The sequence below is a fragment of the Halobacillus alkaliphilus genome, assembly GCF_900113125.1.
GTDB lineage: Bacteria > Bacillota > Bacilli > Bacillales > Halobacillaceae > Halobacillus > Halobacillus alkaliphilus.
Genome location: NZ_FOOG01000050.1, coordinates 1 through 22,261, shown reverse-complemented (window position 1 = coordinate 22,261; position 22,261 = coordinate 1). Strand labels below are relative to the sequence as shown.

Genomic DNA, 22,261 nt, shown 5'->3' with positions numbered 1-22,261 from the left:
ACCAACCCAGCCATTTTTTGTGAAACGCACCCTTCTAGAAGAGAAAGATTCTCCTCCTTAATCTGGATTAAATGCTTTTATGACAGGCTATTGCGGGTGGTCATCCTGAAAATAGCTGCACAATCACATGGTCTAATTTCTTATTACGCATGTGATGTATGAAGTAGTTTCGAGCATCTTATTTGGCTAGGTCCGAAGGGGGTGATGAAGACTCCTGCGGGATAAACATGATCGGTGAGACCCCGGAGAGCTTTAGCTCGAGGAGGCTCAGCACAAGGGATGTTCGACTAAGGTCACCACGTCCTGTGGCAACGTCGAACGACCCTGCGTCGTGCAGGGCCGCGGAAAGCGAATCATCCCCCGTAGCACCTTAACTACAAACCAATATCTCGAAACTGAGTCTTCAACAAACCGGCCCTATAGATTAATAAACCTTTTCTGAAAAATCAACAACAGGGTTTACCCGACCTTACGTGTAAAAATTGTATAGATTCGTGCGGACATATTCAAATAACCTCTATAAAAACAGGAACCTTCCTGAGGAGGAAGAGTTCCTTATCTTCTGTGCTATAAAATAAAAATCCAGATGAGAATAATAGAGAGGACAAAAGTAATGGAATAAATAACCGTAAGCATAGGTATACTCGAATTTTTAGTTTCGTTTTTCAGACTATCGGTTTCATTTTTGGTGGAGCTTTTCTTCTCCTGTTTTGTCATTTCTTTAGCAATAATGATTGTGCTGACAAGGGCTATGATGGAAACGATAATCACCACTGCATAATAAATCGGGTACATAGATATCCGCTCCTATCACTTATACTTACTACTATTATATATTATAAATTATGTTGAGGTTTGTCGCGAAACATACACGTTCTCAAAGTATGCTTTTATAATGTATCCTTACACGAATGTTGCTAGAATTATTCCCGTGAACGTCTCTGTTAAATCTAAAGAAAGCTTTACTCTAGTACGTATCCTGAATATCGGTTATTGAAAGAGGAATCCTCTCCTGATAGGTTTATCCTAATTACATAACAAATCCCCATCCGCGGACGGATGGGGGAAATTGCTTAGGTCCTTAATGTTCTACAGCTGCTTCCTGTTCTCCAGATGTTTCGTGCTCTGTCTGTTTCGCCCGTTTAACGAAAAGGGAAACGATAAATCCGATGGCAGCTAAAGTAAAGGCAATAAAGTAAACCAGTTCAACACCGGCAACAAGTGCTTGACTCATGACCGTTTCAGATTCAGGATTTTGAGCATTGTTTAAATAGCTTTCCTCTCTCGTAGTCATTAGACTGATGAACACAGCAACTCCTACAGCACCGGATACGGGCTGCAAAGTATTCATAATTGCCGTGCCGTGAGGATAGAGTCGTTTAGGAAGCTGATTCAATCCGTTCGTCTGAGCTGGCATCATAACCGCCGATATCGAGAGCATAAGTAATAGATAACTGAGTACGATCCGCCAAATCGGGGTATCCATGCTTACCTGGCTTAAGGAGAACAGGGTTCCCATAAGAATAGCTGTTGCTGGAATGATCAGCAGTCGCGGACCGAACTTATCAAACAGCTTTCCCATCACTGGAGACATGAGACCATTCAATAATGCTCCTGGAAGCAGAATCAGCCCAGCTGTTGCAGCAGGTATAGCGAGTGGTCCCTGCATGTACATGGGTAAAATAATTTCGGATGAAAACATCGAAACCATCACAATAATGAATAACACAAGACCGATGGTGAACATCGGATATTGGAATACCCGTATGTCAAGGAGGGGCTCCTCAAGCTTCAGCTGGCGAATGGAAAAGAAGATGAGGGACACAGCCCCTGCAACAATCATCGCAAGCACCTGGGGATCAAGAAAGCTTGCTTCACCTTCTCCAGCCGAACTAAACCCTAGTACAATCCCGCCAAAGCCGATAGTGGAAAGTACAATGGAGAGAATATCGACTTTTGGTTTTGTCACTTCTCCTACGTTTTTCAAAAACTTATAGGCGAACGCAATTGAAAATAAAGCAAATGGAATAACGGTAATGAACAAATATCTCCATCCTAAATACTCTACAATAATTCCTGATAATGTCGGACCAATCGCCGGCGCAAACATAATGACTAGTCCAATCATGCCCATAATTGCCCCGCGGCGTTCGGGTGGAAATAAAAGCAGGAATGTATTAAAGATAATTGGAATTAATAATCCTGTTCCAACCGCCTGCAGCAGTCTTCCCGCAAGCAGAACGCTAAACGTAGGAGCAGCCGCACAAATGAGTGTTCCAATAGTAAATATAGTCATGGTGCTAAGAAACATTTGTCTTGTTGTAAACGTTTGAAGCAAGAGAGCGGAAACAGGAATCAGTATTCCCATCACCAGCATAAAGCCGGTAACCATCCATTGCACCACAGGGGCTGTAATATTAAATTGTTCCATTAATGTAGTCAAAGCAATATTCAAAAGCGTTTCATTTAAGATGGCAAAGAACGCTCCAATAATTAGTGAAATCATAACGGGTTTTACATTAAAGTCAGGGTCGTCGGCTAAAAATTCATATTTGGTTTTATCGTCCACAAGAAAGCCTCCTTTTTTTAGCAGTCACAACCTAATATTATATAGGAAGGGAAGAGGAAGCGATAGTAAAAGTATTTTTAACCTACATATGTTCAGGAGCCTCAATACCAAGCAGACTGAGTCCGTCTTTTAATACAATAGTAAAGACGTAAATAAGGGTTAAACGTGCATTCTGTTGGTCACCATGTAAAATTTTTGTCTCCGCGTAATACTTGTTAAAAGCCTTTGTCAGATCAAGCAGAAATTTAGCGATTAGGGACGGGTCGTGATTCGAATTAGCTTTGAGAACCGTTTCTGGGTAATGGCGGATCCATTTTACAAGCGGCCAGGCAGTTTCTTCTATGAGAGAAGCGTCTGCTTGTTCTATATGAAATTCTCCTTTTTCAAGGAGAGAGCGTCCTCTCACGTAGGCATACTGTAAGTAAGGAGCGGTGTTTCCTTCAAAAGTCAGCATGTCTTCAAGCGAGAACTCTACATCATTGCGGCGATCGTGCTTTAGGTCGTGGAAGATCACGGCTCCAACACCTACTTGTTTCGCAATTTCCTCCTTGTTTAGTAATTCGGGATTTTTCTCCTCAATATTGGAAGCAGCGTGTTGTATAGCTTCGTTCAGTACCTCCTCAAGCAGGATTGTTTTTCCCTGACGTGTAGACATTTTCTTTCCACCTGTGAGCATCATACCAAAAGAAATATGCTTAAGCTGGTCAGCCCAGTCAAAGTCAAGGTTGCGTAATACCTCCTTCACTTGATCAAAATGTAACGATTGTTCGTGTCCCACGACATAGAGAGCTTCTTCAAATTCATAAGTCTGATAACGGTCAATAGCAGCTGTTAAGTCTCTTGTCGCATAAATGGATGTTCCGTTGCTTTTCTGGATCAGGCAGGGAGGAAGCCCCTCTTTATCAAGACGAACCACTTGGGCGCCTTCGGATTCTTCAAGCAGCTGTTTTTCTTTTAGCATCTCCACTGTTTTGTCCATCTTGTCATTATAGTAAGCTTCTCCTCGAGTGAGATCGAACTCAATACCGAGCAGTTCATAAACCTTATCGAATTCTTCAAGGGATACATCTTTAAACCATTTCCAGAGCTTTAACGCTTCTTCGTCCTGCTGCTCCAGCTTTTTAAACCATTCTCTTCCCTCCTCAATTAAGGAAGAATCGTCTTTAGAGGCCTGATGAAACTGGACATAAATTTTCGTAAGTTCCTTCAAGGGATTCTCTCGTACATTCTGTTCATTGCCCCAGTGCTGGTAAGCAGCCAGAAGCTTTCCGAACTGCGTTCCATAATCCCCTATGTAGTTAATTTTTACGGTGGTATAGCCACACTTTTCAGCCAGATTAGAGAGAGCATTTCCAATGACCGTGGAACGGAGGTGTCCCATAGAAAAAGGTTTAGCGATATTCGGTGCAGACATATCCAGTACGATTGTTTTTCCTGTGCCGAAGGAGTGGCTTCCATAAGTGGATGGATCGGTAAGTACTTGCTTAATGGTTTGCTCTGTTACAAAAGCCTGGTTTAGAAAAATGTTAATATATCCGCCTGCTGTCTGCACCTCATAAAAGAGGTCATGTTTGAGATGCGATGCCAGTTGAGAAGCAATCTCTTTGGGATTTCTTTTGAAGAAAGATGCTAATGAAAAACAGGGAAACGCTAAATCCCCTAAATGAGGTTTTTTGGGAATTTCAATTTTGTTGTACACCCATTCTCTTGAAAACTGTTCACCTAGAAGATGGGATAGCTGTAGAGCCATAATGTGCTTTTCCATTTTAAATCCTCCTTCAATTAAAAAAACCTCGTCTCCTGAAAGAGACGAGGTATTACTCGCGGTACCACTCTTATAGCTGTATAGCCACTCGATATTGTTAACGGGGGCTGCCCCGGCCTATCCCTACTTGATTCAGGCAGGCTTCTCAAAAGTCCGGTTCACTTACGGAGATGGTTCAGGCTCGCACCGTCCCTGAATCGCTTGCCCCTCTCACATAAGCTACTCTCTTTTTTCCTGGAATTTAATTAATTTTAGAAAAGTATAGCGGATAGAGACGGGATTTGCAAGATGATTTTGGAATAGCAATGGATAAGACGGGAAAAATATCAGGGAAATGAGGTGAGTGTTATGGACTGGATATGGAAAGCCATACTGATTATCATTGTAGGCACGATCATTCTTAGAATTGCAGGACGTAAATCGATATCTCAAATGACGCTTTCTCAAACCGTCATTATGATCGCGATCGGATCCCTTTTGATTCAGCCGGTAGCTGGGAAAAATGTGTGGGTTACGTTTGGCGTAGGTGGAGTGCTTGTACTAACCTTAATTGCTATGGAATTTATGCAAGTGAAATTTGATTTTATGGAAAAATTTTTAACAGGGAAATCTAAGCCAGTGATCGTGAATGGTCAATTAAATGAGCAGAACTTAAAGAAAATGCGGCTGACCGTTGATCAGTTAGAAATAAAATTAAGACAGCAAAGTGTTACCTCAATTCAAGACGTAAAATCAGCGACTCTTGAGCCTAACGGTCAGCTCGGTTTAGAACTGAAAGAAGATTATAAACCAGCTACCAAACAGGATGTAGAAAATGTGAGGAAAGAATTAATCGCTTTAAAAAACATGTTAGGTTCAAATAAGGCTTATCAAGCTCCCCAGACAGCGCAATCAGCGAACATTTTTCAAGAAGTGGAAACGAAAAAGAATCAGGCAGATATCCCGGACCGCCTGCAGTGAGTAGGTTGTGTCACATAGGCAGAATAGAAGAAACTCTGGTTGAATCTTGGTATAATAGACACAAGTTTAATTAGAGGTGAGTTATTTGAATTCATTACATTCTTTAGAATCTGTACAATCGTTTATTGATCATGAGAGATTGTCACTTGTTTATATATCTCAGCCGAATTGCTCCGTCTGCCACTCGTTAAAACCACAGGTGGAGGAGTTGCTGGAGGAATACCCGAGCATATCCTCTATTCACGTGGATGCAAGCGAAGTACCTGAAGTAGCGGGACAGTTCTCTGTCTTTTCTGTTCCAGCAGTTCTTGTTTACTCTGAAGGTAAGGAACTGTTTAGAAAGGCACGCTTCGTACCGCTTGGAGAATTGAATCAACAGCTGGTGAAATATAACCATTTTATTAATGAAAATTAATCATAAAAAAGAACTTACGGGCGCCATAAGCCCGTAAGTTCTTTTTTATTGGGTACTGCTTATCGTTGTGTTGGTTGAAACAACCTTAGAAAGATAGGGAGACATGCCTCTTTTAAAAGCTTTATTAAACTATGTTGTAGACTTTCAAGAACTGGTTATTCCACTGAAGGGCCGGTTACTGTAAGACTCAGTTTCGAGAGATCTTGGATCCGTTACTCTATGTGGAAGAGGGCTGGTGGGGAAATACTCGTCTTGTTCCATCACCCAGACACTCGAGTCATAATCCGCTCATCAACGGATTGAAAAACCGCCATCCTTTTGATGGTCGGCTTATGCTGGTCGTATCTTTCGGGGTGATTCCACATTTGAACACTTTCCTATGGCCCTACACGACGTAGGGTTGAGCGACCTGCGTCTTGCAGGGCCGAAAAGCGAAATCGTCCCCCCGCAGGACCTAGGAGCTTATCTGGAACAAGCAACACGGAGATTAGGCAGGGATGTTGGAAGAAGCTAGAATCCCTGTCATGTTAAGTTTTTAGAATATTTCATGAATTCATATTATTGGGTTTTATATGGGAATTCGTAAAAAATCAGTTCGCAAATACAGCCGTGAGAAGCCATTATTCGCGATGAGAAGCGATGAGATAGAAATATCTCGCTGTGAAACCGTTTACACTAACTAATTGGCTCTTATAGACATCATTTGGTAAATACCCCTTGAATCAATTTTTACCAGTGTTATGATGAAAAACGTCATAAAGAAAGCGAACAAAAAATACGAACGGGAGAGATTAACTCAAATGATCAAACAAACGATTGCTTTTCTAGGTGCAGGCTCTATGGCTGAAGCTATGATTTCAGGTATGGTTGAATCCGGGAACATTTCAGCAGATCAGATCATTGTAACCAATCGAAGTAATCAAGATCGATTAAATGAGATTAATGATAAATATGGTGTACGTACAGTATTAAAAGATGATTTAGACTTTTCACAAGTGGATCAACTTATTCTGGCTATGAAGCCAAAAGATATTGATGCTGTACTTGAAGACTTACGTTATAAATTAAATCCGAATCAAGTACTTGTATCCGTGCTCGCTGGCATTTCTACTTCATATATGGAAGACCGTCTCAATGATGGTCAGGAAGTCATTCGAGTGATGCCTAATACATCCAGCACGCTTCGCGAATCAGCCACCGCAATGTGCCCAGGACACTATACAGACATGGAAAACGTTCTAGTGTCTAAAGCTCTCCTGCAGTCTATTGGAGAAGTTTTCATTATTCCAGAGGATAAGATGGATGTCTTTACCGGAATTGCCGGAAGCGGTCCTGCATATTTTTACTATTTAATGGAGCATATTGAGGAAACTGGCCGTGCAGAGGGTATGGATTCTAAAACTCTCAGGGAAATTGGAGCACAAACCTTACTCGGTGCAGCAAAAATGATGCTTGAGGGCGAAGAAAGCCCAGGGGAGCTTCGTAAAAAAGTTACCTCTCCAAACGGTACGACAGCGGCTGGGCTTGAAGCACTGGAACAAAGTGGCGGTGGAGAGGCGATCTCAGCAGCGATTAAAGGTGCAGCCGGACGCTCTAAAGAACTCAGTAAAGAAATAGAAGGCCTGTTAGTAGGCAGTAAATAAAAACACGACGCAATACGTTAAATAGGAGTGATATGTTGACTCAAGATAAAAAAAGGGTAGTTATAAAAATAGGAAGCAGTTCTTTAACCAGTTTGCACGGTGAAATAAGCCGTCGGAAACTCGAAAAACTAGTAGATGAAGTCGTCCAATTAAAGGACGATGGCCACGAAGTATTACTCGTATCCTCGGGTGCAGTAGCGGCAGGCTACCGTAAGCTCGGATGCCTGGAGCGTCCAAGCACTTTACCTGAAAAACAAGCCGCAGCCTCTATTGGTCAGGGATTACTGATGGAATCGTATTCCGATCTATTCCTGTCTAATGGTTATATTGGATCCCAGATATTAATCACTCGCAGTGATTTTTCTGATGAAGATCGTTACAACAACGCTCGTAATACTATTAACGTATTGCTTGAACGCGGAATTATCCCCATCGTAAATGAAAATGACACGATCACCATCGATCGATTGAAATTCGGTGACAACGATACATTGTCCGCTAAAGTAGCTGGGCTTGTGGATGCTGATCAATTAGTGATCTTATCGGATATCGATGGTTTATATGATGCAGATCCTAGAAAGAATGAGGATGCTGAACTTCTCAATAAAGTCCACGAAATCACCCCAGAGATCGAAGCTGCAGCTGGCGACCCAGGAAGCGCCGTCGGTACAGGAGGCATGAAATCCAAAATAGATGCCTTCAAGATTTCTATGGCTTCTGGTATATCATCCTTCTTAGGAAAAGCAGGTACCGACAACATTGTTTATGATGCTGTCTACCATAATGCAAGAGGAACCTATTTTGAAACCGCACCGGAAACGGAAAATCTCGATCAGAAGAAACAATGGATCGCTTTTAACTCCGGTCCTGAAGGCGAAGTCATTATTGACCATCGCGCTAAAGAATCTATTGTAGAAATGAAGAGAAGTTTGCTTCCTATGAATGTCCACCACGTAAAAGGACGTTTCAAAGAAGGTGCAGTTGTGCGTATTCATGATTTAGAAGGCGAAGAAATTGGTCTTGGCGTAGTGAATTATTCCTCAGAGCAAATGAAGGAAATGATTACTCTAACTGAACCTGAACTCGAATCTTATGAAAAAGCAGCAATTGAACGAAAAGATTTTGTCTGCCATTTAGACGTAGCTCTGCCCGCAGGCGTTTAAAAATTTCAAGGAGGTCTTTGATGACACTAACAAAAGATAATGTGAACGTTGAAGCACAAGCGATTGAAGCGAAGAAAGCGTCCAAGAGTTTAATGATTCTTTCAGATAAGGAAAAAAACGATGCTCTTCACCATATCGCGGATGTACTTGAACGTGATTTTGAAACCATTCTGGCAGCCAACGAACAGGACTTAAAGAATGGAAGAGAGCAAAACTTTACCGAAGCTTTTATGGATCGTTTATCCCTGTCGCAAGAGCGAGTTCGTGACTTTGCTCAAGGGTTACGCGATGTAGCTGAACTTGAAGATCCAACTGGTAAGAAACTCTCAGACTGGACACTTGAAAACGGACTGCAAGTAGAGAAGGTTACCGTACCTCTTGGCGTCATTGGCATGATCTATGAAGCTCGTCCAAACGTAACCGTAGATGCAACAGGTCTTGCTCTTAAATCCGGTAATGCGATCGTGCTAAAAGGTGGATCTTCAGCCATTAATTCTAACCAGGCTATCGTGGAAGTTATCCACAAAGCACTTGCGGAAACAAAAATCCCACAAGAAGCCGTGCAGTTTATCGCGTCCACAGACCGTGCCGCAACGAACCAGCTTTTCACAATGAAAGAACATGTCGACGTACTCATCCCACGCGGGGGAGGTAAACTGATTCAGGCAGTTGTGGAAAACGCAACGGTTCCTGTGCTTGAAACAGGGGTAGGAAACTGCCACATTTATATTGATAAAGATGCCGATGTGGAAAAAGCGATCAGTATCCTTGTGAATGCAAAAACAGATCGTCCTGCTGTATGTAATGCAGCAGAAACCTTAATTGTTCACAAGGAGTGGCTGGCTCAACACAGTGAAGAGTTAATTAGTGCTTTGAAGAAAGAAAACATCCATGTCCATGGAGATGAGCATGTTCTTAATATCATTCCAGATGCCGTGCCTGCCGGTGAAGACGACTGGAAAAATGAATATTTAAGTACAGATATTGCTGTGAAAGCTGTCGACGATCTTGTTGACGCTATTGCGCACATCGAAACTTACGGCACGAAACACTCTGAAGCCATCGTCACAGAAAGTCAGGAGGCAGCTGATAAATTCTTAGCTATTGTAGACGCAGCAGCGATCTACCACAATGCTTCTACTCGTTTTACGGATGGAGGCGCTCTAGGTTTCGGAGCAGAGATCGGCATTTCCACACAAAAATTACATGCCCGTGGTCCAATGGGGCTTCCAGCACTTACGACTGTGAAGTTCCTTATGAAAGGTACGGGTCAAATTAGATAAAATAAAGTATGACATGAGAAGGGACTCCTAACGAGGGGTTCCTTTTTTTATATTTGGAATGAGTTGGAAGGGCTATTCATAATCTCTTTATGTATTTCGGCGAATTGTTTTTCCTTATACTCGCAAATGGTTCAGTAAACTTTATTGAAAAAACCCTCTATTAAGAAGAGGGTTTAGAAGTATATATAGGATCACGATCAATAGCTTGAGCAAGAGTGGGGGTTATCGATATTTGACCAAAGTCAATACCCAGCTGAACAGCAGTGTGAGCGATTTCAGGACGGATGCCTGAAAGGGTGGTAGAAACTCCGATCAGCTGCAGACCGCTGATCAATTGAAAGATTTGGTGAGCTACCATTGTATCGACTAAGTACACACCTGACAGATCTATAAAAAGCTGGTCAATTCCTTTATCGGTGCACCCTTTTAAGGTGTTATCCATAATTGCACTGGCCCGTGAAGAATCAATATCTCCAACAAGGGGAAGCAAGGCTCGTCCATTTGAAAGATCAATAAGGGGGGAACTAAGTTCATTAATCGTTTTTTGCTGTTTGTCTATCCGAGTATCAAGTTGATTGGATTTTTCTTCAACTACTCGCATTGTTACGATATCAAATGCTTTAATGAGTACCTCTTTCCAGCGATCGATCTGTTCCTGAGTATAAGCATTATCGGATACGGCAATAAACTCTTTGACAAAATACAAATATTGATCACGAACGCGTAAGAATTCTCTCATAATAAGATAGGTAGGCGTACTCAGATGTTCCGGATCACTGGCTATTTTCATAACCCAATCGTCAAACTCTTCAAGAAACTGATCCATTGGTTGAATAAAGACCTTGCATAAGTGCTGATGAAATTCAAAGTTCTGCCCTTTTAACGTTTCAATGACTTTAGGATCTTTGGAGGAGTAAACCCCTCTGGGATCACTTTTATCCAAGGACTCGTACCATTGCTCAGTTAAATCTTCTGCTTTGTGGAGCAAAAAATCATGGAGTTCTCTATTTCTTTGCATTATATATATCCTCTCCTGTCGCTAAGCTGCTATCATTTCGCATGTGTGGAAAAACAAGGAAACCTTATGGAGTTATTATAATACATTTAAAAAGTGAATGGAGAATAATTGGTCAATTTAATAGCAGTTCTTAAAAAAACAAAAAGGATTTATAAAAGATCTGTCGAATATAATATTAATTTAATATTTGGAGGCGAAAAGCATGACAATGAGAGAGGTATTATTAGAACAACTAGCCGCCATTTATGACGAAAACAACTGGTTTGTGTGCTATGAAATGTCTATTCAGGATTTAGAAGAATACCAGGTTCATGAAAGATCGGAAGATGAACAAACCCACTCTATTGCAGAACTCCTCAATCATCTCTACTTTTACAACTATCGTTATTTATGTCGCTTCAGGGGAGAAGAAATAGATGAACTTCCCAGATACTATGACACGTTCCAGAATCATGGCAGCCTGTCATGGAGACAGATAGCTGTGAATAACAGTGTTGTCTTTGCCGAATTTCGTAAAGAAATTAAGCGATGCAGTGACGATAAGCTTGAGAAATGGGCTGCTACCCTGTCACACCTTTTTATTCACAATGCCTATCATATCGGACAGGTTGTTCATATCCGCAAACAATTTGGCACATGGAGTCTTTCTCCCGTGGTTAGAGGTTAAAAAACTTAGCAAAACAAGTCTATTGTTTTTTAAAAAACCAGGTTTCGACAGGTGGTCTATTTAAAATCTAAAAATAAACCAGGGGGGCTCCCCTGGTTTATTTTTATTAACCTTCGTGAACGTGCCCATGAGTAAAGTCGGCTTCTGTTACAGGAACTGGTGTAGTTGTATCAAGACATGTAATTCCACAGATACAGTCAAGGTCAAACGTCATACAGATCCCGGTAGATTTGAATTCAGTTACTCCATTTACTAAGTCGCATACATCTTTTTTACTACAGTGCTTACTCCAGGAACTGTGATTGTTGTCTGGTTTAAGCAATTCAAGTTTAATGCAGTTTCTCTTGTCATCTGTAAATTTAATAGCTTTGAAGATTGGAGTCTCTACGCAGTAGAACGTTCCGTTAATCTTCTTAATACCACTGGCAAAGAAAGGTTTACAATCTTCGCAGTAAAGAATGAAAGGAATGGTTGTATCCCCGTTTCCGCCTGTAGCAGGACCTACTAGATCACGGATAGACTGCTCACAGCTGACATCACATTCGTCAGCCATAGCCACTTCTGCTTGAGCATCTAGAATTTTTTCTAAAATATCACGTACACAGTTTCCTTTTTTTGATGGATATGACATTAAAAAATCTCTCCTTTTCTTATTGATCATTCCTTATCATTCTATGTAGGATAAAGGTTTGCGCCTGTACATCTGTCTAGTTTCTATAAGATTAATAAGATTTTAAAGTTTCTATATTATATAGGGCATCCACCAATACCAAAGGAAAAAGGCTACATATAATAGGGTATCTATAATTAATAGTTATAGATTCATGGTTTACCACACTATGATATTTTCCCTACGTTTAGACGCAAGCCGTACACTTGTGTCTTTTTTTGTGTTCCTAAAAAGATATTTAAGCATTACATGAAAACGGATCTTTTTATTAATAGCTTATTAAACAATAGGGCCGGTTAGTTGAAGACTCAGTTTCGAGATGTTTTGTAGAGAAAGGGGCTTCAGGGAACGACTTGCTTTCCGCGGCCCTGCACGACGCTACGTCGTGTAGGGCCACAGGAAAGCGAGTTATTTCCCCACCAACCCTCATCCATCTAACGTCACGGACCCATTTATCTCGAAACTGAGTCTTCAACGGGAGCTTATCTGGTATATCTAATAAAGTCTATAAAAAGAGCTGTCATTGAAAATGACAGCTCTTTTCGTATGGTTCTATTTTTTTCGCTTCACGGTTTTATCTTTTATAGTTTTCCAGGCTTTAGAAGAGGTATCGGAAGTCTTATCAATAGCTTCATTGCCTTTATCAGCTACTTTTTTAATAATATTTCCGGAAGAATCAATTGTTTTACCGAGAAGGCCTCCTTCACCTGTGATCGACTTTATAACCTTGCCTGAAGTATCCACTGTGTTGTGAACAACCTGATTAGCTTCTTTACTCACGTTCTTAATCAAGCTTTCTTTTTGCTCATTTGAGGACTTTCTATCATTAGCGGAGTTCTCGTTCTGATGATCACGCATGTTTGCATCCCTCCTGTAAAGTGTCCTACAACTCATACATATGGATGAAGCAAGAAAATATGACAGATAAAAATGAATACTCACTCATTTATGTTGAATTTTCAGAATTATCGGTATAAAATGGATATTATATACTAACCGGACAGTATGTTTCCGGGGAAGGGGCAAATCGTTGAATTTTGATTACTCGGAGAATGTAAAAAGATATCAGCAGGAGATCCGAAGCTTTATGGAAGGTGAAGTGTACCCAAATGAGCGATTGTATGAAGATCAGTTAAATCAGCAGGAAACTCGCTGGTCTTCTGTACCGCCAATAATGGAGGAATTAAAATCAAAAGCAAAAGAGGCGGGACTGTGGAATTTATTTTTACCGGATTCTACATATGGAGCAGGACTTACAAATCTGGAGTATGCTCCTCTTTGTGAAATGATGGGACGATCTCTTATAGGTCCTGAAGTATTTAATTGTAACGCGCCGGACACCGGTAACATGGAAGTTCTTGCCCGTTACGGAAGTGAAGAACAAAAGAAAGAATGGCTTGAGCCTTTATTAAACGGGGATATAAGGTCTTGTTTTTCTATGACAGAACCAGATGTGGCGTCTTCAGACGCTGCGAATATTGAAGCACGGATTGAACGTGATGGGGACGAATACGTCATAAACGGTCGAAAGTGGTGGTCTTCCGGGGCCGGTGACCCCCGTTGTAAAATTGCTATATTTATGGGGAAGACAGATCCAGATGCCCCCAAATATGAGCAACAATCTATGATTCTCGTTCCTTTGGACGCAGAAGGGGTCAAAATTGAACGGATGCTGCCTGTGTTTGGCTATGACCATGCACCTCATGGCCATGCGGAGATTACTTTTGAAAATGTGCGTGTTCCGGCGAGCAATATGATCTGGGGAGAAGGAAAAGGTTTTGCAATTGCCCAGGGACGCCTGGGGCCGGGAAGAATTCACCACTGTATGAGGCTGATTGGTGCCGCTGAGCGTGCACTTGAAGAATTATGTAAGCGTGTCCAGAATAGGACAGCTTTTCATCGACCGCTTGCCGAGCAGGGAGTAATCCGGGAGTGGATTGCAGATTCCCGAATTGAGCTGGAACAAGCCCGGCTTCTTACATTAAAAGCTGCCCATATGATGGATACCGTTGGAAACAAACAAGCCAAAACTGAGATTGCCATGATTAAAGTTGTGGCCCCTAACATGGCGCTTCGAGTCATTGACAGAGCTATCCAGGCTCACGGAGCGGCAGGGGTAAGTGAAGACTTTACGCTTGCTGCCCAGTGGGCCGGGGCCCGTACGCTGCGGCTTGCTGATGGACCAGATGAGGTACACCGCAGACAAATCGCTAAGTTGGAATTATCCAAATACGAGGAGTGAGAAGATGCATGTAAATGAATTATTTAATCTAACCGGGAAAACAGCCATTGTAACTGGAGGCGGGAGAGGTTTAGGCGCACAGATTGCCGAAGGATTAGCCGAAGCAGGAGCTAATGTTGTTTTATGTTCAAGAAAAGTAGAAGCCTGCGAGCAGATGGCTTCCAAATTGGAAAGCGAACTTGGCGTAGACACCCTGGCCTTAGAATGTGATGTTACCAATCCATCTCATATTGAGAATGTTGTCGGTCAGACGCTGGAGCGCTTTGGCCAAATTGATATCCTCGTCAACAATAGCGGAGCAACATGGGGAGCACCGACCCTTGAAATGCCGCTTGAGGCGTTTCAGAAGGTTATGAATGTGAACGTTACCGGTACTTTTTTAATGGCACAAAAAGTGGGAGAGGTTATGGTTAAACAGCAGGCCGGCAAAATCATTAACATTGCTTCAGTCGCTGGACTTGGCGGAGCAGACCCAAGGTTTATGGACACCATCGGCTATAACGCTAGTAAAGGTGCCGTTATTACTTTTACAAAAGATTTGGCCGTAAAGTGGGGTTCCCATAATATTCAGGTAAACGCCCTCGCTCCAGGATTTTTCCCTACCAAAATGTCCCAAGGCTTACTTGATCAGGGTGGTGATCTTATCCTGGACCGTACCCCGATGGGAAGGTTTGGAACAGATGAAGATCTAAAAGGGGCTGCCCTGTTTCTAGCCTCCAAAGCGTCTAACTATGTCACCGGGGACGTTTTAGTGGTGGATGGCGGGATGCATGCGTCTTGCTAAATGAACATCACGATCACGAATAATAAGGAGGAGTCACTATGAAAGTAGAACAAATAGCCGTTATTGGAGCAGGATCCATGGGGCATCAAATCGCTATGCTGGGAGCATTAGCTGGTTTCCGTACAAGTTTACAGGACATTAGTAACGATTCGTTAGCACAGGCAAAAGATAAACTGGCTGACATTATGGACAAATGGGTGGCGAAAAATAAAATTTCAGAAGCTGATCGAAATGAAGCGTTCAGCCGTCTTACTTTTACGACGGACTTAAGAGATGCTGCAAGCGAAGCGGACCTTGTCATTGAAGCAGTGGTGGAGAAACTCGCTGTAAAACGTGAAGTCTTCAGCAAGCTTGATGAGATTGTGCCATCATATGCGATACTGGCAACGAATTCATCGACCATTGTAAGTTCGCTGATCGCAGACTCAACGTCAAGACCTGGAAACGTGTGCAATATGCATTTCTTCTTTCCGCCTCTAGTTATGGATTGTGTGGAAGTCGTGAAAGGGGAGCATACAACTGAGGAAACAGCAGCTGTCGCTATGGAGGTTTGTGAACAAATGAACCGTACGGCCGTGCTGCTGGAGAAGGAAATCTCTGGTTTTATCGCAAACCGGATTCTCTTTGCTATTCAGAAAGAAGCGATGAGTTTGTATGAAGGAGGGTACGCAGACTTTAAGGATATCGATAAGATTACTAAAAAAGCACTTCACCATCCAATCGGTCCTTTTGAACTAATGGATCTATCTGGTATTGATGTCGGTTATTACGTTATGCAGCAACAGTATGAAGAAACCAAAGATCCAAACGATAAGCCATCCAAAACCTTAACCGAAAAAGTAGAAGCTGGTGAGCTTGGAAGAAAGACTGGAAAAGGATTTTACACGTACGACAACAAAGTCAGGAACTAGAGGGGGAAAGAAAATGCATGAGCATGAAATTACCGTGCGTTTTTGTGAAACAGACTTATTAGGGCATGTAAATAACAACAATTTTTTTGTATATATGGAAGATTCACGTATCCGATTTTTCGAGGATCTGGGGCTTGTGGGAGATGATTGGAATTTCATCCTCGCTTCGATAAAATGTGATTTCTTAAAGCAAGTCTATTTCAATCAAACGCTTACTATAAAAACCAGCGTCACGAAAATAGGGAATTCAAGTTTTCACTTAGAGCAGGATTTATATGAGAAAGAGAGTGGAGAAGTGACAGCCAGGGGTTACTCGGTCATTGTGCAGTTTGATTTCAAAAATCATAAGAGCTCTCCATTGACTGATAAGATGAAAACTAAGCTTTCCTCTTATCAGTTAACAACCAAATAGAAAGGAGCTTAAGCATGCAGGATACGAATGATACAAGAACCGTGCGCCCGGGAGAAGAGATCGATGTCCAGGCGATTGAACAATTCTTACGGAAAAATCTCTCCATTCCGGAGGGTGATTTACAGGTCCGTCAGTTTGGCGCCGGCCATTCTAATTTAACCTATGAGCTTTCTTTGGGTAATTGGCGGGCCGTACTGCGCAGGCCGCCGCTTGGTCCTGTTGCTCCTAAAGCTCATGACATGGAACGGGAATATAAAATATTAGAGGCATTACACCCCGTTTTCCCCTTGGCACCGAAGCCTTATTTGTTTGATTCTGGAGGTGTATTAGGAGCCCCTTTTTTCATCATGGAACGGAGAGACGGGGTGGTTTTCGATAAAGAATTTCCTGAGGGAGAAGAACAGAGTCGGGACCTGGGCAGAAGAATATCGGAATCCATGGTAGACCGTCTGGTGGAACTCCATTCTATTGATTATAAGAAGACGGCATTGAAGTATATGGTGAAGCCGGAAGGGTTTATGGAGCGGCAAATACATGGGTGGATCAAGCGTTATGAAAAAGCTGAAACGGATGATGTAGTCAGTGGAGAGCGATTGAAAAAGTGGCTTATAGCCCATGTTCCGCATTCCAATGAAGCCGCCGTCATTCACTACGATTATAAGTTAAATAATGCCATGTTTGATCCGGATGATCCGGCAAAAATGGTTGGTCTATTTGACTGGGAGATGACCACCGTTGGAGACCCACTGGCTGATGTGGGGGCTGCCCTCAGTTACTGGATCGAAGCAGGCGATCCTGAGCTATTGAAAACAGGATTGGGGAAACCGCCAGTTACAGTTACGGAAGGTTTTTATACAAGGAAAGAATTTATTGAAAGATACGCTGAAAAAAGCGGGCGAAGTGTAGATGATATTCACGTGTATCTCACGTTTGCCTACTTTAAGCTTGCCGGAATCATTCAACAGATTTATTACAGGTACAAACAGGGACAGACGAATGACCCTAGATTTGCGAACATGAACGTTTTTGTAAACAATCTGATTAAGCATGCTGAAGAGACGGCTGGTATTTGAGCATGGGAGATATTCACGTCATTTTCAAAAAAGAAGATATTAAAGAGGAACTTATGGTGGGCAAAGTAGCGGTTGTATTTGACGTTCTATTCGCTACTACGACGATAACTGCAGCTCTTGCGGATGGAGCCTCTTCGGTCATCCCTGTCTATGATGCAGCTCACGCTGAAGAAAGAGCGAAAAACTTTTCTGAACCTTACATTTTAGCTGGAGAAGATCAGGGACAGGTTATCGAAGGGTTTCATCATCCTCTACGTACTCACTTACAGCCGGTAGTTAAAGGAAAACACGTTATATTAAGTACCACTAATGGAACGGTCGCGTTACAGCGTTCCAGTCAGGCGAGTCATTTGTACGCATCGTCCTTACTTAACAATCCAGCTATGGCTGCTTTTCTATATGAACAACATGAGAACGATACGATTATGCTCGTATGTTCAGGTTCAAGCGGACAGTACACACTAGAAGATTTCTATGGAGCTGGAAGCCTCATTCATTACTTGCAAAAACAGGGGAATTGGAATTTATCAGATGCAGCTTTGACCGCATGGCTGTTTTATAAAGGAAACCATTTATCCCAAGCCGATCTGTTATGTGAATCCAGAATCGGCCAGATTCTCCTTAAAGCAGGACTGAATCGTAAAGAAATTGAGTTCGCTGCAAGCGAAGGACAATTTCATACCATACCAACCTATAACCCAATATCAGGGCAATTAAAGGAGGGGGATTATGAATCCCGTAAAACATGACGTCCGTGGTGGGGAATTTTTAATTACGGAAAGCAGTTCAGAAACAGTTTTCACCCCTGAGGACCGCAGTGAGGAACATAAAATGATAGCTTCCACGGCTCGACAATTTATTTCCCGGGAAATACACCCGAACAGAAAAGAGCTGGAAGCAGAGAATTACGAATTTGTATCAGAGAAGATGAAGATCGCAGGAGATTTGGGGCTCTTGAGTCACAGTATTCCAGAAAAATATGGAGGACTGGGACTCGATAAAATAAGTAAAGGGATCGTAGGTGAGGCTCTCGGAAGCGGGGGCGGATATAGTGTAGCTCATTCCAATCATACGTGTATTGCGACGCTGCCCATTACCTATTTTGGTACAGAGGAACAGAAGAATAAGTATTTGCCTAAATTGGCCTCTGGTGAATATATAGGGGCTTATTGTCTCACGGAGCCTGACGCGGGCTCGGACGCTCTTTCTGCTAAGACGACTGCTGTTATGAATGAGGAAGGCACTCACTACTTGCTGAATGGAACGAAAATCTATATAACCAATGCAGCTTTTTCTCACACTTTCATCGTTTATGCAAAAGTGGACGGGAAGGATTTTACAGCTTTTATTGTAGAGAAAGACTTTGAAGGGCTGTCGATCGGACCTGAGGAAAATAAAATGGGGATTAAAGGTTCTTCCACGTGTTCCGTCATTATGGAAGATTGCAAGGTACCGGTGGAGAACAGACTTGGAGAAGTAGGCAAAGGGCATTTAATTGCATTGAATGTTTTAAATCTAGGCCGATTCAATCTAGGTTTTGCGACGAATGGAGCAGCTAAACATTGTTTCAAGTTAGCTTTGGAACATACAACAGAAAGAAAGCAATTTGGCCGTTCCATTGCTGAATTTAGTGCTACTAAAGAAAAAGTAGCTCGTATGGCTGCTCGTATTTATGAAACAGAATCTCTTCTTTATAGAACCGCGGGCCATGTGGAATCAGCTCTTGGTAATTATTATGATAGTGAGAATCCAAAAGCTGTGGCAAAGGCGATGAATGAACATGCGTTGGAATCTGCTATATGTAAGATCAAGGGTTCTGAGACATTAGACGAAATCGCAGATGAAGCTCTGCAGCTTCACGGCGGGGCCGGTTTTATTAAAGAATACGCAATTGAACAAGCCTACCGTGATTCACGGATCAATCGCATCTTCGAAGGAACCAATGAGATTAATCGACTGCTAATTCCCGGCGTCTTTTTCAAAAAGCTTGGCAAAGGGGAGTTTGATGCTCGTAGTGTTTTAGAAAAAGCCGAGCATTCTCTGAAGAACAATCTGTTTAAACAAGTGGAAGGTCCTTTAGATAAACTTCAGGAAGCTGTAGCGTTGTTTCGGAATTTATATATCGTGGCTGCAGGAACGGCATTGAAAATCCACGGGGAGACGATTCAGCATGAACAGGAGACCATGATGAAACTCGCCAATATAGCGATCGCTCTATATTCAAGCGAATCAACTGTACTGCGGACGCTGAAAGCTATTCGTAACTCTGATCAGGAAGCCGAGCTCAAAACAAAGCTTGCTTACACAGTTGTAGAGCAATCAGCTCAAGAAATACAGCAGGCCTGTAACTTCCTATTCTCGAACTTGATGACGGGAGAAGAACGAATAAGGATGATTAGAAATGTGTCTGTTCTTTTAAGTGGGTATTTATGGGAAGATTCGGTAGAACGTAATCGTGCGATTGCTGAAGTGATGATCGAAGAAAGACAATATATTTCATGAAAGGGAGATGGATTGTATGAAATTAGGTAATGATCATTTGAGCGTGGATCTTAATGGACCGGTACTTTCTTGTGTATTAAATCGTCCTGATGCTTTAAATGCATTTTCAGACGATATGATATCCGGGCTAAAAGAAGCGATTAAAGAAGCTGATCAGAATGATGACATTAAAGTTGTTGTATTATCAGGAGCTGGAAGAGCTTTCTCAGCCGGCGGTGATGTGAAGGGGATGGGATCTGGTTCTTCCCAGGAAGTTTACGATCATATCGGAAAGCTTAATGAGCTGATCCTTATGATAAAAGACCTTTCTAAACCAGTAATTGCAGTAGTACATGGATACGCAGCGGGAGCCGGTTTTAATTTAGTACTTGCCTGTGACCAAATTTTAGCTGGAGAAGAAAGTAAATTCGTACTTAGTTTCGCCCAGGTGGGATTAGTATCAGATGGAGGAGGTCACTACTTCTTATCGAAAATCTTAGGACCATATCGTACGAAAGAGCTATTATTCCGCGCAGAACCAATTCCTGTTGAAACGGCTTCTGAATGGGGACTGGTCAATCGCGTTTACCCTCTAGCAGAATTAGAAGAGTCGGCGATGGAGTATGCTTTACGTCTTGCTAAAGGACCGGGACGCGCCATGGGCATGATGAAGAAAATGGTGGATCAGGCTGAGAACCAGGATCTAGCTGCTGTTCTTGAGCAGGAGCGCATTACTCAGACTATGATGGTGACAACCGAGGATCACAAAGAAGGAGTACAAGCATTTAAAGATAAACGGAAGCCAGCTTTTACTGGCCGTTAGGAGGCAGCATTTATGAAAGCTATTCAATTTAAAGAATATGGCGGACCGGAAGTTTTGGAATCCGTCCAAGTGGAAGAGCCTGAATTAGGTGAAGGTGAAGTAAAAATAAAAGTTACGGCTGTTGGAGTTAACTATGCCGATACGGCCCGTAGAGAAGGAGCTTATGTCGTTCCAACACCATTACCTTTTATTCCAGGAGCTGAAGTAGCCGGTGTTGTGGAAGAAACTGGGGAAGGTGCGGAACAATTCCAAAAGGGAGACCGTGTCGTGACCCTGATTGGTTCAGGAGGATACGCTGAATATGTGGTAACGAAAGAAAGTAATCTTATCCCTGTGCCGGAAGAACTCGATGATGAGAATGCGGTAGCAATCCCACTTCAGGGGCTGACGGCTTATCACTTGTTAACGACAATGGGACGATTGGAAAAAGGAGAAACAGTTCTTGTCCACGCTGCAGCCGGAGGAGTCGGCTCGCTCGCAGTACAGCTGGCGAAGCACTATGGAGCTGAGGTTATTGCAACAGCCAGTTCTGAAGAAAAGCTGAACCTCGCAAAAGAATTAGGAGCCGATCATACGGTGAACTATACCAACCCGAACTGGCGGGATGAAGTTATGGAAGCAACAGATGGAAGGGGAGTTGATATTGCTCTCGAGATGGCTGGCGGAGACATTTTTCACGAAACCGTTAAGTGCATGAGGTCGTTTGGGCGCTTAGTAGTTTATGGCGTAGCAAGTGGAAATCCGGCTCAAATGTATCCATCTGGATTAATGAACAGAAATCTTTCCGTTATTGGTTTCTTTCTACCTCAAATTATGAAGAAGCCTGTCTTATTTGAAAAAAGCCTGAAAGAATTATTAAAGCTTGTGAACACAGGAGAATTGAAGCTCACGGTTGGAGGGGTTTACAACCTTGATGAAGCCGCGCATGTCCACGAAATTCTCCAAGCTAGAAAAACGAAAGGGAAGCTCGTTTTAAAACCTTAAGTTTATACTTGTCCAAAATCCCGCAGGATTACATTTCCTGCGGGATTTTTTAAATTTAAAGGCTACCCTGAAAATAATTACAGCTTTAAGACCGCACTAAATAAAGGGGATCTTATTACTTTTTTAAAAATCCCTGAAGTCACTTTGATATTTATTTCATTATTCTTCTCTAAGCCGACTGTGGCGATAAGTCGACTACAAAACCTAAACGTTGAAGACTCTTAATTGCCTTTTGTTTTTTTGCTTCTAATGCTTGTTGGTTATAATGGTTTGCCCCTTGTTCTTTGTACATTTCTCTTTTGGTTAATAGGTGGTACACGATCACAAGTAATGTCCGGGCGATGGCAACTCTCGCTTTCTTAGACCCTCGACGGAATTTAAGTCTTTGGTATTTGGCA

21 protein-coding genes, 1 pseudogene and 1 other annotated feature are annotated in these 22,261 nt (G+C 42.3%); of the genes and pseudogenes, 15 read left to right on the top strand and 7 right to left on the bottom strand.

The genetic code is table 11. The features are described from left to right. Positions 1–567: 567 nt before the first annotated feature. The 3 genes from BMZ06_RS18150 to argS all read right to left on the bottom strand — a co-directional run bounded on the left by BMZ06_RS18150 (position 568) and on the right by argS (position 4,334). The gene (locus BMZ06_RS18150; protein WP_089754268.1) at positions 568–795 is read right to left on the bottom strand and encodes a hypothetical protein; all 228 of its coding nucleotides are present in this window, start codon (positions 793–795) and stop codon (positions 568–570) included. A 286-nt stretch (positions 796–1,081) separates the two neighbouring features. After that, positions 1,082–2,506 (bottom strand): MDR family MFS transporter, encoded by a 1,425-nt coding sequence (locus tag BMZ06_RS18145; RefSeq protein WP_425431793.1) that lies wholly within the window; start codon positions 2,504–2,506, stop codon positions 1,082–1,084. Positions 2,507–2,651: 145 nt separating this feature from the next. Then, positions 2,652–4,334 carry an arginine--tRNA ligase gene (gene argS, locus BMZ06_RS18140; protein ID WP_089754265.1) on the bottom strand — a complete coding sequence of 561 codons (1,683 nt, stop codon included), beginning with the start codon at positions 4,332–4,334 and terminating at the stop codon, positions 2,652–2,654. A 37-nt stretch (positions 4,335–4,371) separates the two neighbouring features. Continuing rightward, positions 4,372–4,579 (bottom strand) — a binding site (T-box leader). 103 nt (positions 4,580–4,682) lie between these two features. On the opposite strand from argS, the gene BMZ06_RS18135 reads away from it, so the two are divergent. From BMZ06_RS18135 to BMZ06_RS18115, 5 genes are all read left to right on the top strand, one after another. After that, a complete protein-coding gene (locus BMZ06_RS18135; protein WP_089754263.1) occupies positions 4,683–5,294 on the top strand; it encodes a DUF421 domain-containing protein in 612 nt (203 codons plus the stop codon). A gap of 85 nt (positions 5,295–5,379) precedes the next feature. Continuing rightward, positions 5,380–5,709, top strand: a complete 330-nt coding sequence (locus tag BMZ06_RS18130; protein WP_089754262.1) for a thioredoxin family protein — start codon at positions 5,380–5,382, stop codon at positions 5,707–5,709. A gap of 800 nt (positions 5,710–6,509) precedes the next feature. Further along, entirely contained in the window at positions 6,510–7,352 is an 843-nt protein-coding gene (gene proC, locus BMZ06_RS18125; RefSeq protein ID WP_089754261.1) for a pyrroline-5-carboxylate reductase, read from the top strand. A gap of 35 nt (positions 7,353–7,387) precedes the next feature. Continuing rightward, on the top strand, positions 7,388–8,515 hold the full coding sequence (gene proB, locus BMZ06_RS18120) for a glutamate 5-kinase (RefSeq protein ID WP_245756040.1): 1,128 nt from the start codon (positions 7,388–7,390) through the stop codon (positions 8,513–8,515). A gap of 20 nt (positions 8,516–8,535) precedes the next feature. Continuing rightward, the gene (locus tag BMZ06_RS18115; RefSeq protein ID WP_089754259.1) at positions 8,536–9,798 is read left to right on the top strand and encodes a glutamate-5-semialdehyde dehydrogenase; all 1,263 of its coding nucleotides are present in this window, start codon (positions 8,536–8,538) and stop codon (positions 9,796–9,798) included. Between the two features lie 160 nt (positions 9,799–9,958). On the opposite strand, the gene BMZ06_RS18110 is transcribed toward BMZ06_RS18115, so the two are convergent. Further along, positions 9,959–10,816 (bottom strand): STAS domain-containing protein, encoded by an 858-nt coding sequence (locus BMZ06_RS18110; protein WP_089754257.1) that lies wholly within the window; start codon positions 10,814–10,816, stop codon positions 9,959–9,961. Between the two features lie 202 nt (positions 10,817–11,018). On the opposite strand from BMZ06_RS18110, the gene BMZ06_RS18105 reads away from it, so the two are divergent. Further along, positions 11,019–11,483, top strand: a complete 465-nt coding sequence (locus BMZ06_RS18105; protein WP_089754255.1) for a DinB family protein — start codon at positions 11,019–11,021, stop codon at positions 11,481–11,483. Positions 11,484–11,589: 106 nt separating this feature from the next. Here BMZ06_RS18105 and BMZ06_RS18100 read toward each other — a convergent pair whose 3' ends face one another. Both BMZ06_RS18100 and BMZ06_RS18095 read right to left on the bottom strand, forming a co-directional pair. Further along, positions 11,590–12,114 carry a CotY/CotZ family spore coat protein gene (locus BMZ06_RS18100; protein WP_089754253.1) on the bottom strand — a complete coding sequence of 175 codons (525 nt, stop codon included), beginning with the start codon at positions 12,112–12,114 and terminating at the stop codon, positions 11,590–11,592. A gap of 591 nt (positions 12,115–12,705) precedes the next feature. Continuing rightward, positions 12,706–13,011, bottom strand: coding sequence for a hypothetical protein (locus BMZ06_RS18095; protein ID WP_089754252.1), 306 nt, complete (start codon positions 13,009–13,011; stop codon positions 12,706–12,708). Between the two features lie 172 nt (positions 13,012–13,183). On the opposite strand from BMZ06_RS18095, the gene BMZ06_RS18090 reads away from it, so the two are divergent. From BMZ06_RS18090 to BMZ06_RS18050, 9 genes are read left to right on the top strand one after another with little or no spacing between them, the layout of a single operon-like run. Beyond that, positions 13,184–14,395, top strand: coding sequence for an acyl-CoA dehydrogenase (locus BMZ06_RS18090; RefSeq protein ID WP_089754250.1), 1,212 nt, complete (start codon positions 13,184–13,186; stop codon positions 14,393–14,395). 4 nt (positions 14,396–14,399) lie between these two features. Next, the gene (locus BMZ06_RS18085) at positions 14,400–15,179 is read left to right on the top strand and encodes an SDR family oxidoreductase (RefSeq protein WP_089754249.1); all 780 of its coding nucleotides are present in this window, start codon (positions 14,400–14,402) and stop codon (positions 15,177–15,179) included. A 38-nt stretch (positions 15,180–15,217) separates the two neighbouring features. Next, a complete protein-coding gene (locus tag BMZ06_RS18080) occupies positions 15,218–16,090 on the top strand; it encodes a 3-hydroxyacyl-CoA dehydrogenase family protein (protein ID WP_089754246.1) in 873 nt (290 codons plus the stop codon). 13 nt (positions 16,091–16,103) lie between these two features. Continuing rightward, the gene (locus BMZ06_RS18075) at positions 16,104–16,502 is read left to right on the top strand and encodes an acyl-CoA thioesterase (protein ID WP_089754244.1); all 399 of its coding nucleotides are present in this window, start codon (positions 16,104–16,106) and stop codon (positions 16,500–16,502) included. A gap of 14 nt (positions 16,503–16,516) precedes the next feature. After that, positions 16,517–17,575, top strand: a complete 1,059-nt coding sequence (locus tag BMZ06_RS18070) for a phosphotransferase family protein (RefSeq protein WP_089754242.1) — start codon at positions 16,517–16,519, stop codon at positions 17,573–17,575. A gap of 2 nt (positions 17,576–17,577) precedes the next feature. Then, positions 17,578–18,324: a 2-phosphosulfolactate phosphatase gene (locus BMZ06_RS18065; protein WP_089754270.1), complete on the top strand. Its 747-nt coding sequence runs from the start codon at positions 17,578–17,580 to the stop codon at positions 18,322–18,324. Continuing rightward, positions 18,305–20,077 carry an acyl-CoA dehydrogenase family protein gene (locus BMZ06_RS18060; RefSeq protein WP_089754239.1) on the top strand — a complete coding sequence of 591 codons (1,773 nt, stop codon included), beginning with the start codon at positions 18,305–18,307 and terminating at the stop codon, positions 20,075–20,077. Before BMZ06_RS18065 ends, BMZ06_RS18060 begins: the two co-directional genes overlap by 20 nt. A 16-nt stretch (positions 20,078–20,093) precedes the next feature. Further along, positions 20,094–20,879, top strand: a complete 786-nt coding sequence (locus BMZ06_RS18055; RefSeq protein WP_089754237.1) for an enoyl-CoA hydratase/isomerase family protein — start codon at positions 20,094–20,096, stop codon at positions 20,877–20,879. A 12-nt stretch (positions 20,880–20,891) separates the two neighbouring features. After that, a complete protein-coding gene (locus tag BMZ06_RS18050) occupies positions 20,892–21,863 on the top strand; it encodes a quinone oxidoreductase family protein (protein WP_089754235.1) in 972 nt (323 codons plus the stop codon). Positions 21,864–22,032: 169 nt separating this feature from the next. Here the strand turns inward: BMZ06_RS18050 and BMZ06_RS20860 are convergent. Further along, positions 22,033–22,261: pseudogene (locus BMZ06_RS20860) on the bottom strand (IS110 family transposase); the annotation flags it as partial.